General features: G+C 44.2%; 9 protein-coding genes and 2 pseudogenes. 10 read left to right on the forward strand and 1 reads right to left on the reverse strand.

Annotation, left to right across the window (positions count from 1 at the left end; genetic code table 11):
• The 9 genes and pseudogenes from C5471_RS21940 to C5471_RS21980 form a co-directional block, all read left to right on the forward strand.
• Positions 1–269, forward strand: a 269-nt coding sequence (locus tag C5471_RS21940) for an IS30 family transposase (RefSeq protein ID WP_166295935.1), incomplete at its 5' end; no start/stop codon positions are given.
• Positions 270–496: 227 nt separating this feature from the next.
• Positions 497–637, forward strand: a pseudogene (locus C5471_RS21945) (pyridoxal-phosphate dependent enzyme); the annotation flags it as partial.
• Between the two features lie 661 nt (positions 638–1,298).
• Complete coding sequence (gene dppA, locus C5471_RS21950; RefSeq protein WP_133814423.1) at positions 1,299–2,906, forward strand: dipeptide ABC transporter periplasmic-binding protein DppA; 1,608 nt, start codon at positions 1,299–1,301, stop codon at positions 2,904–2,906.
• A gap of 216 nt (positions 2,907–3,122) precedes the next feature.
• Complete coding sequence (gene dppB, locus C5471_RS21955) at positions 3,123–4,142, forward strand: dipeptide ABC transporter permease DppB (protein WP_133814422.1); 1,020 nt, start codon at positions 3,123–3,125, stop codon at positions 4,140–4,142.
• Positions 4,143–4,152: 10 nt separating this feature from the next.
• Positions 4,153–5,052 carry a dipeptide ABC transporter permease DppC gene (gene dppC / locus C5471_RS21960; protein WP_133814421.1) on the forward strand — a complete coding sequence of 300 codons (900 nt, stop codon included), beginning with the start codon at positions 4,153–4,155 and terminating at the stop codon, positions 5,050–5,052.
• A 12-nt stretch (positions 5,053–5,064) separates the two neighbouring features.
• Positions 5,065–6,045, forward strand: a complete 981-nt coding sequence (gene dppD / locus C5471_RS21965) for a dipeptide ABC transporter ATP-binding protein (RefSeq protein WP_133814420.1) — start codon at positions 5,065–5,067, stop codon at positions 6,043–6,045.
• On the forward strand, positions 6,042–7,061 hold the full coding sequence (dppF, locus tag C5471_RS21970; protein ID WP_133814419.1) for a dipeptide ABC transporter ATP-binding subunit DppF: 1,020 nt from the start codon (positions 6,042–6,044) through the stop codon (positions 7,059–7,061). The genes dppD and dppF overlap by 4 nt, the downstream gene beginning before the upstream one ends.
• A 235-nt stretch (positions 7,062–7,296) precedes the next feature.
• Positions 7,297–8,004 carry a HAMP domain-containing protein gene (locus C5471_RS21975; protein ID WP_133814418.1) on the forward strand — a complete coding sequence of 236 codons (708 nt, stop codon included), beginning with the start codon at positions 7,297–7,299 and terminating at the stop codon, positions 8,002–8,004.
• Positions 8,005–8,182: 178 nt separating this feature from the next.
• Positions 8,183–9,673 (forward strand): insulinase family protein, encoded by a 1,491-nt coding sequence (locus C5471_RS21980; protein ID WP_133814417.1) that lies wholly within the window; start codon positions 8,183–8,185, stop codon positions 9,671–9,673.
• Positions 9,674–9,970: 297 nt separating this feature from the next.
• On the opposite strand, the gene C5471_RS21985 is transcribed toward C5471_RS21980, so the two are convergent.
• Positions 9,971–10,513, reverse strand: coding sequence for a GNAT family N-acetyltransferase (locus C5471_RS21985; protein ID WP_166296415.1), 543 nt, complete (start codon positions 10,511–10,513; stop codon positions 9,971–9,973).
• Between the two features lie 168 nt (positions 10,514–10,681).
• On the opposite strand from C5471_RS21985, the pseudogene C5471_RS24635 reads away from it, so the two are divergent.
• Positions 10,682–10,810: pseudogene (locus C5471_RS24635) on the forward strand (IS630 family transposase); the annotation flags it as partial.
• Positions 10,811–11,041: the final 231 nt, after the last annotated feature.

Raw genomic sequence — 11,041 nt, forward strand, 5'->3', positions numbered from 1 at the left:
AGTTTGCAGATCATGAAATCATCAGTGAAAAGTTAGAAACCCAAATTGACTTTGCGCATCCTTATTCGCCCTGGGAAAGAGGGATCAATGAGAATATCAATGGGTTAATCAGACAATACTTTCCAAAAGGAACTGATTTTAATGAAGTCTCTGATCAGGAAATAAATTTTGTGGTAAACCGATTAAATAATCGCCCCCGAAAAACACGGGGTGGGAAAACACCGAATGAGTTATTTAAAGGAATAAGAACTTGTTTACTTCCAGATTAACGATGTTGCACTTATCATGTGAATCCGCCAAATAATAAAATAACATCTACTAACTATCAATGATGTTTAATATATTTGTTCTTATCTTTATTGCATTAATTTTATGATAAATAAGGTTTAATTTATTCATCTAAGAAATATATGGCATCCACTGAATTACTTGTTTGAAAAAACATAATAATAGTGTATGAATGTCATCTTCTATAAACATGAAATGGAATATAAACGTGAAATTAAGTGATATAGGTAATACAACTCTACTCGAGATTGATAAATTAAAAATAAACGGTAATAGAGTATTTTCGAAGTGTGAATATCGGAACCCTACAGGAAGTCACAAAGACAGAACGTTCTTACATATTGTTAATACCCATCTTTGTGATCTGTTTTTAATATCTTGATTCGCGTATCGCTTTTTCAGTCGAAAGTCTGATTGTAGTTTTGGTTATCGTTGGTTTATTAACCACCCTTGGTATTAGGAAGATAAAAAAGAAAAAGGTTGCTAATCAGATACTGGCAGTTTGGAGTCCATCTGTTTGTCGGTACACTATTTAATGAAACCAGAGGATATAAAATTAAATAAATAGGTAACCTATTTGTGTATTGAATTATGTTATTAGCATCACACTTATTCCATTCACTTTTCCGGTGTCGGTTTTATTCAGCACACAGCGTTTTATGCCGTTTATCATCTTTTCTATCGGAATATTCGTTTATTAATTAATCGCATGGTTACAAATATCGCATATTGATTAACAGTTATTCATACTGCAACCATTGCCTTTTTATGGTCTTTTTGTCTATAAAATGTGCGCATTGTCATGTTTTTGTGCTAACAATGTTAATGATTGGTTTCTTTTGTGTTTTCCTGTTGTTTGTGACATCTGTTGAGATCTTATTGACGCCGGGGACAACAGTTGTTTAATTGTAAGTCGAAAAATAATAAACAAAACCCAAACAGCACAGTTTCTTGGCAGAAAATGCAGGTTCTGGCTGTACACAACAACATCACAAATGGAGTGCAAGAGAATGACAACTTCCTCTAAAAAGACAGGGTTATTAAAGCTAGGGATCAGCTTGGTTGCATTGGTAGTAACCGCCAGCGTTCAGGCAAAAACATTGGTTTACTGCTCTGAAGGCTCACCAGAAGGATTTAACCCACAACTGTTCACGGCTGGTACAACTTATGATGCCAGTTCAAGACCACTGTATAACCGTTTGGTTGATTTCAAAACAGGTAAAACGGAAATTATCCCGAGTCTGGCTGAAAAATGGGATATTAGTGATGACGGTAAAGTTTACATTTTTCATCTGCGCAAAGGCGTTAAGTGGCACGATAACAAAGAGTTCAAACCAAGCCGAGAATTCAATGCTGATGATGTGATCTACGCTTTCATGCGGCAAAAAGATACCAACCACCCATACAACAAGGTGTCAGGCGGCAGCTATGAGTATTTTATTGGCATGGGTATGAGTGAGATAATCAATAAGGTTGAAAAAGTAGATGATTATACTGTCCGGATTGAACTGAGCCGCCCGGAAGCACCATTCCTGGCTGACTTAGGAATGGATTTTGCCTCTATTCTGTCAGCCGAATATGCAGATAAGATGATGAAAGCCGGTACGCCGGAGAAAGTCGATCTGAATCCAATTGGTACAGGCCCGTTCCAGTTGCTGCAATATCAGAAAGATTCTCGCATTCTGTATAAAGCCTTCAAAGAGTACTGGGGAGATAAAGCCAAAGTTGACCGGCTAGTTTTCTCTATTACTCCTGATGCGTCCGTTCGTTATGCAAAATTACAGAAAAATGAATGTCAGATCATGTCATATCCAAATCCAGCGGATATTGCCCGCATGAAGAAGGATAAAGATATCGTCTTGATGGAACAGCCAGGTCTGAATGTCGGTTATGTTTCTTTCAACGTCACCAAGAAGCCATTGGATAACGTCAAAGTTCGTCAAGCGCTGGCAATGGCTGTCAATAAAGACGCTATCATTGATGCGGTTTATCAGGGGGCTGGTCAGAAAGCCAAAAACCTGATCCCACCAACCATGTGGAGTTACGACAATGATCTTAAAGATTACTCGTACTCTCCGGAAAAAGCGAAGCAGTTACTGAAGGAAGCGGGGATGAGCGATGGTTTTACTATCGACCTGTGGGCAATGCCAGTACAACGACCGTATAACCCGAATGCCCGCCGTATGGCTGAAATGGTTCAAGCTGACTGGGCAAAAATTGGTGTTAAGGCCAAAATTGTCAGCTATGAATGGGGTGAATACCTAAAGCGGGCTAAAGATGGTGAGCATCAGATTGTGATGATGGGTTGGACCGGTGACAATGGTGATCCGGATAACTTCTTCGCAACTTTGTTTAGTTGTGCGGCCAAAGAACGAGGCTCTAACTACTCTAAATGGTGTTACAAGCCATTTGAAGATGTCATTCAGCCAGCACGAATCGCTTCTGAGTATGCTAAACGCGTTGAGCTTTATAAACAGGCTCAGGCTGTGATGCACGAACAGGTTCCGGCGCTGATTATCGCTCACTCCACAGTTTATGAACCGGTTCGTAAAGAGGTCAAAGGTTATGTCGTTGATCCTCTGGGCAGGCATATTTTTAGCGACGTATCTCTTGAATAATCATGTTTTTACTCGGTTGTGATATGCCATCTTCCTGATTTTTTAACGGAGATGGCGACTTCTCCCCGGCTATCAGTCATCGCCGGGGAAAGGCTGACAAACAAGTAGGGGCAAGATGTTCATTGAGTTGTGAGCCGAAGGGGGAAAGTCCTCCCCCTTATCAAGCCAAACGGCCTGAGAGCTGTAACCGGCATTTAAAAAAAGAGAGTTCGGGATATGTTGCAGTTCATACTCCGACGTCTGGGATTAGTGATCCCAACGTTTATTGGCATTACTTTGCTGACTTTTGCTTTTGTCCATATGATCCCCGGAGATCCGGTAACCATTATGGCCGGGGAACGTGGAATATCGGCTGAACGCCACGCTCAGTTAATGGCTGAAATGGGGCTGGATAAGCCACTCTGGCAGCAATATTTTCATTATGTAGGCAATGTATTACAAGGAGATCTCGGCATCTCAATGAAAAGCCGTATCTCGGTGTGGGAAGAATTTGTTCCCCGTTTCCAGGCAACTCTTGAACTGGGGATATGCGCCATGCTGTTTGCTATTGCGGTTGGTATTCCGGTTGGTGTACTGGCGGCGGTAAAGCGTGGATCGGTTTTTGATCATACTGCGATAGGTCTTTCCCTGACCGGATACTCCATGCCGATATTCTGGTGGGGGATCATGTTGATCATGCTGGTTTCTGTCCAGTTGGATCTGACACCGGTATCCGGGAGGATAAGTGACAGTATTTTCCTTGATGACAGTTATCCACTGACGGGCTTTATGCTGATCGACACCCTATTCTGGGGTGAAGAAGGTGATTTCAAAGATGCCGTAATGCATATGATCTTGCCTGCCATTGTCCTGGGAACAATTCCACTGGCGGTGATCGTCCGTATGACCCGCTCTTCTATGTTGGAAGTATTGGGTGAAGATTATATCCGCACCGCCCGTGCCAAAGGCTTGAGCCGCATCCGTGTGATTGTGGTTCATGCACTGCGCAATGCGCTGCTGCCGGTTGTGACTGTTATCGGCTTGCAGGTGGGTATCATGCTGGCGGGGGCCATTCTGACTGAAACCATTTTCTCCTGGCCGGGGCTTGGACGCTGGCTGATCGATGCCCTTCAACGCCGGGATTATCCGGTGGTTCAGGGAGGAGTGTTGCTGGTGGCGATCATGATTATCTTAGTTAATTTAGTGGTTGATGTGCTGTACGGCGTGGTTAACCCGCGTATCCGTCATAAGAAATAGGGAGCGCATTATGTCTCAAGTGACTGAGCCTGCAAACAGTGCGCCTAAGATTATGACGCCGATGCAGGAGTTCTGGTATTACTTTAAGCGCAATAAGGGAGCGGTTGCTGGCCTGGTTTATATTGTGCTGATGTTGTTGATTGCTTTGTTAGCGGGGGTACTTGCACCGCATGGTGCGGCGGAGCAGTTCCGTGGTTCCTTGTTGACTCCGCCGGTATGGCAGGAAGGGGGAAGCTGGCAGTTTATTCTTGGTACTGATGATGTCGGTCGTGATTTACTTTCGCGTCTGATGTATGGTGCCCGGCTTTCACTGCTGGTGGGATGTCTGGTTGTGGTGTTATCCCTGTTAATGGGGGTTGTACTGGGAGTGCTGGCAGGTTATTTCGGTGGCATCGTGGATATTATCATCATGCGTATTGTTGATATTATGCTGGCATTACCAAGTTTGCTGTTAGCGTTGGTGCTGGTAGCGATATTTGGGCCGTCAATTGTCAACGCTTCTCTGGCGTTGACCTTTGTGGCTCTGCCCCATTACATCCGTTTGACCCGTGCGGCGGTGCTGGTAGAGGTTAATCGCGATTATGTCACCGCTTCACAAGTGGCTGGGGCGGGTTCCCTGCGCCAGATGTTTATCAATATCCTGCCTAACTGCCTGGCACCGTTGATTGTGCAGGCTTCTTTAGGTTTTTCCAATGCCATTCTCGATATGGCTGCTTTGGGTTTTCTGGGGATGGGGGCGCAGCCACCTACGCCGGAATGGGGAACCATGCTGTCTGATGTATTGCAGTTTGCACAAAGTGCTTGGTGGGTAGTGACTTTCCCTGGGTTGGCAATTCTGCTGACAGTGTTGGCGTTTAACCTGATGGGTGACGGTTTGCGTGATGCACTTGATCCTAAACTCAAGCAGTAGCGAGGTAGCGAAATGGCATTGTTAAATGTAGAAAAATTATCGGTTCACTTCGGTGAAGAAGATGCGCCATTCCGTGCTGTTGACCGCATCAGCTACCGTGTTGAACAGGGTCAGGTTGTCGGGATTGTCGGAGAATCCGGTTCCGGTAAGTCAGTCAGTTCATTGGCCGTCATGGGATTGATTGATTATCCGGGCCGGGTGATGGCAGACAAACTGGAGTTTAACCAGCGTGATCTGACCAAAATCTCGGAGAAAGAACGCCGCCAACTGGTTGGTGCAGAAATGGCAATGATCTTCCAGGACCCGATGACCAGCCTGAATCCCTGTTATACCGTTGGCTATCAGATTATGGAGGCGCTGAAAGTGCATCAGGGTGGCAACCGTCGCACCCGCCGCCAACGGGCGATCGATCTGCTGACATTGGTTGGCATTCCCGATCCCGCGTCGCGTCTGGATATTTATCCGCACCAATTATCCGGTGGTATGAGCCAACGGGTGATGATCGCAATGGCAATTGCTTGCCGGCCAAAATTGCTTATTGCTGATGAACCGACAACGGCTTTGGATGTCACCATTCAAGCGCAGGTTATTGAACTGTTGCTGGAGTTGCAACAACGGGAAAATATGGCGTTGGTCTTAATCACTCATGACTTGGCATTAGTCGCGGAAGCTGCTCATCATATTATCGTGATGTATGCCGGGCAGGTTGTGGAATCGGGTAAAGCATCAGAAATCTTCTGTGCGCCACGTCATCCGTATACTCAGACACTGCTCAGGGCATTACCTGAATTTGCCACGGATAAATCCCGTCTTGCCTCTTTACCGGGTGTTGTGCCGGGGAAATATGACCGGCCTATTGGTTGCCTGATGCATCCGCGTTGCCCATATGCGAATGACCATTGCCGCCAGATGGAGCCGGAATTACGAACGGTAGGGGAACGTCAGGTGAAATGCCATACACCGCTGGATGATGCGGGGAGGCCGACAATATGAGTGAACATATTTATCAGGCGCGGGAAACATCAACGGTGCCGTTATTAAAAGCGACAGAACTGAAAAAATATTACCCGATCAAAGGGGGATTATTTTCACCTGCCCGTACTGTAAAAGCGCTGGATGGTATCTCTTTTGAACTGGAGAAAGGCAAAACGCTGGCAGTGGTTGGTGAGTCGGGGTGTGGTAAATCCACATTGGGGCGATTGCTGACAATGATAGAAAAGCCAACTGACGGTGAACTTTATTATCAGGGGCAGGATCTGTTGGTGCCAAATAAAGACGCTGAAAAGTTGCGTCGCCAGAAAATCCAGATTGTATTCCAGAATCCTTATGGTTCGCTGAACCCGCGTAAGAAAGTTGGGCAAATCCTGGAGGAACCTTTGCTGATCAATACCAAACTGAATGCGCATGAGCGTAAAGAGAAAGTGTTGCAGATGATGGCGAAAGTCGGGTTGAAAACCGAACACTACAGCCGTTACCCGCATATGTTCTCTGGTGGTCAGCGCCAGCGAATCGCGATTGCCCGTGGTTTGATGTTGGACCCGGATGTGTTAATCGCGGATGAGCCGGTTTCTGCGCTGGATGTCTCAGTGCGGGCACAAGTGTTGAACCTGATGATGGATTTGCAGCAGGATTTGGGATTGTCTTATGTGTTTATTTCCCATGACTTGTCTGTGGTTGAGCATATCGCGGATGAAGTGATGGTGATGTACCTTGGCCGCTGTGTGGAAAAAGGCAATAAGGAGATGATTTTCAGTAATCCACGTCATCCGTATACACAGGCGCTGTTATCAGCAACGCCAAGACTAAATCCTGAATTACGTCGTGAACGGATAAAATTGACAGGTGAATTGCCAAGCCCGATGAATCCACCACCCGGTTGTGCGTTTGCGGCTCGTTGTCGTCGGGCATTTAGCGCCTGTACGCAGTTTCAGCCAAAATTGAATCAATATGGTGAACAACTGATTGCCTGTTTTGCCGTTGATCAGGATGAAAATGTTGCGGTGGAGTAATTGCTTGGTAATCATGAGATAAAACATTGTTGGTGATAATGGGTTAGCCATTATCACCATTTAAATATTTACTTTTGTCTTTAGCCGTCACAGATAGCTATTAAAGGTAATTATTTCAGAAAAATAACGACTTGGGTAAGTGAAACAGGATCGTTAGCGATAAAATCAAGTATACTCAATTCCATTGATCACATGTTATAACTGCGATATCTCACAGGCATTGGTTTGAGTGAAAATGAAATTGCGCGTCAAACGTTCGTTAACCATTAAACAGATGGCCGCAGTGACCGGCGTCACGCTGGTGACCATTGCTATTTTTATTACTATTCAATTGTGTCATCTTATACAGCAACGTAAAGATGATTATATCAGTCAGCTTAATAATGCGGCAGTTCAGGTACAGGTGCCTTTAACCGAAGCGTTGCTCAGTTCCGATCTCAGTAAAGCAAAAGAGTTACTGATAGGGCTACGTACTGCGGGTATTTTAGGGCGGGCAGATGTGGTGTTACCGGAGGATATCCGGGTGATACGATTAAGCTTTGCCACCCATCGTCCAATTCCCGAATTGGCTGAACGTATTTTTGGGATCCCTGTGGAAGTGAGTATTCCTCTCCATGCTTATGGTTCAGCGCCAATAGACGCTAAACCGCTGGGGCATTTGATTTTACAGGTGGATTCTAATCGGGTATATCGTTTTGCTATTAATGCGTTGGCACTGATGTTGACGACGTATTTATTGTTAGCGCTTATTCTGACTGTGTCGATAAGCTGGTGTATTAACCGGATTATTGTGCACCCATTGCGTAACATTGCTCGGGATCTTAATAACGATCAACCACCAGAGCCAATGACTTGCCCGAAAGGCCACCAGGATGATGAACTGGGTCTGCTGATCAAGGGATATAATCGTCAATTTGATAAACATAAACCTCCGTCATCATGAAACCATCCGGGGTGGTTTGAGGTCTAACCCTCAGTGATAATTCTGACAGAATTTCACCTGCTAAAACTCAGGTTTTTGCTTTTTCTGCCGTTGTTATTGGTCGAAGGGAACATATTCTGTCATCACTGGTTAAACCGCCGCAGACTAAAACCAAGGATAGACATCTATAGGGGTTCACATGCAGGGTACGAAAATTCGTTATTTTATTGGTGGGATAATGCTGGCCGTTGCAGGCCAGGCGCAGGCAGAAGCTTTGCAACCTGACCCTGCCTGGAAACAAGGCAAACTGGAAAATGGTTTTAACTGGCAAATCTTGCAGACGCCGCAGCGTCCTAACGACAGAATACAGTTGCGCCTTGTAGTGAAAACCGGTTCGCTGGCGGAGAAAACGCAGCAAGCGGGTTATACCTGGTTGATTCCGAAAGTCGCGTTATTTAGCAGCAAAAGTTTGTCTTCCGCTAAACTGGAACAACTATGGGACAGTGCCGTCGATTCTAAATACCCGCTGCCTCCTGCTATTGTTTCATATGATTTCACGCTTTATAGCCTGAGTTTGCCGCATAATCGTCCTGAACTGTTAAAAAGTGCGTTGAGTTGGTTGGCTGACGCGGCGGGTAAAACGGTATTTACGCCAGAGACACTACAACATGCCATGAAAATGGCGGGTACATCGGTAGCGACCTATCCGCCGGATATACAGGATCCGGTGTGGCGCAGACGTTTGGAAGGTTCAACTCTGTTGGGACATGATCCGGCCCAGGCCACCGCTCAACCTGTTGACTTGGATAAGCTTAAGCAATTTTACCGGCAGTGGTATACCCCTGACATGATGACGTTGTATATCGCGGGCCATGTGGATAGTCGTACTTTATTGGAAAATATCAACCAGGTGTTTTCATCATTGAAAGGTAAGCGCCATACTCCGGCAACGATCGCGGCGTTGTTACCGATGAAACCGGATACGATAGGGATGATCAGTGATAAAAATAAAGAAGATACCTTATCCTTGATTTGGGATCTTAACTGGCAGCCGATGAATGATTCACATGTATTGAGCCGCTATTGGATCAGTGATATTACCCGTGAGGCACTTTATCGTTACCTGCAACTTGGGCTGGAGAGAAGAAATGATAAGGCGCTGAAACTGGGGCTGGATTGCAAAGTTCAGTATCAGCGTGCGAGTTGTGCTCTGAATCTCAACACATCGGCAGGTAATTTAAAACCCGCGATGGAATATCTGGCTGCTGAATTGGTAACACTACGTGATAAAGGATTGCCTAAGGCACAGTTTGATGAGCTGTATGCGCAGAAACAAGCCCAACTCAGCCAGTTGTTTGCCATGTATGCCCACACCAGCACGGATATTCTGATTAATCAGCGTCTTTTGTCCCAACAAAGCAATGTGGTGGATATTGCTCCTGAACAGTATCAACGCCTGAGACAAGCATTTTTAGCTTCCCTGACACCTGAAATGCTAAATCATGAACTGAAACAGATCCTCTCGCAAGAAGTCGCGTTTGTTCTGATTCAGCCGAAAGGGGAAGCAGAAGTGGATGTAAACCAGTTAAGAAATGGTTTTAATCAGATAATATTGCCTGCACCACATAAGATTGATGCTCCGGCACAGGCACAGCAGCCGGTATCTAAGCCAGAAGAAAAGGCTTCTTAAGGCAGCAAAAAGGGCGGGAATATCGCTCTTCAGACTGTTGACAAACCCGGTTATTTTCAATGGGTTTGTCAACGGTCTGAGTTGATTAGAAATCAACTTCAAGAATCTGTTAACTCTCATCTAATGTAGGAGTACCCAACAATCTGAAAAATGCTATTTACACGGGAATTCTTCATCTAAATCCCTTATTGATAACACGGCGAGATGCGTATTCTGACTAATTTCTTCTTTGCTTAATAGAGTAATCATCTACATACTCTCCATATGTTATTCCTTTCACAAAAAATCTTAGCTTAATCACCGGTTGTTTGCCACACTGTCTATTACTGTTTCAGATATTCCTTTAGTCATATAGTATTCATCTGTCAGTTCACCATTTATAAATAGTGAGCTAGTTCTGATGCCAGAAAAAATAAAACCTGATGACAAATAAAGCTTTATTGCCAATATGTTTTTTATTGCAACGGTTAATTCAAGTCTACTAACTCCATTTTTCCGTGACCAATCTTGCGCTTTGTCGAGTAAGGTTCTTGCTATGCCTTTATTTCTATATTCTTTTTTTACTCCAAGAACAATAGAACCCAGATGCCTGTTCCTATTGAATACCCCTCTAGATATAACAATAAATCCAACAATGTTTTTACTATCTTCGCATATTAACATTTGCCTGTCTTTTCCAAATCCTTTTATTATATCCGCCTGTTCTTCAACACTTGTTTTTCTTTCTTCCGGCTCAAGCAACATAAATTCCGATGTGTTATCCAAATCATTAAAAAAAACAATGAGATTGTTTGCGTCTTCTACGTTAACTTCTCTAAAAATAAAGATTTCTTTTTCCATAGCGAGTACCATATTAATGAAATTATCGTATACAGTATAAATGAGATTTCAAAAGAGTAGATCACTGGAGGGAACTCAGTCCGATTTTGACGATCTGATCAATCGTCACAAATCACTAAACGGACTGCGTTATGTCTATCATCGCATCGATACTCCGAAATGAACGCCGTGACACGGAACCACTGTTGTCAATTTATGTGGCAATGGCTTCAACGTGTAAAGGTATTCATGGAAGCAGTATCATTACAACAACAGCAAAAATCTGGAAGGGTAAAAATGGGTGTATCACTATTATGAAAACCTATTTAACCTGTTATCGGAAGTCGTTTTTTTACTCGATAGATTTAATGGGTATAAAGTTTTAACCGTTGTTTTTATCCCTTTTAACACCTGCTTTTTGTCAGGGTGAGAGCGTGAGTGTTCATTGTTTAACCATCGAGCATAATCCTGCTATTAACACCTTGTCCATATAGGCACTATTCATACTGGTCATCTTCCGTTTGCGCCGAATACTGGCTTTTTCACTGG

This window comes from Photorhabdus tasmaniensis (assembly GCF_011189505.1).
In the GTDB taxonomy this organism is placed as follows: Bacteria; Pseudomonadota; Gammaproteobacteria; order Enterobacterales; family Enterobacteriaceae; genus Photorhabdus; species Photorhabdus tasmaniensis.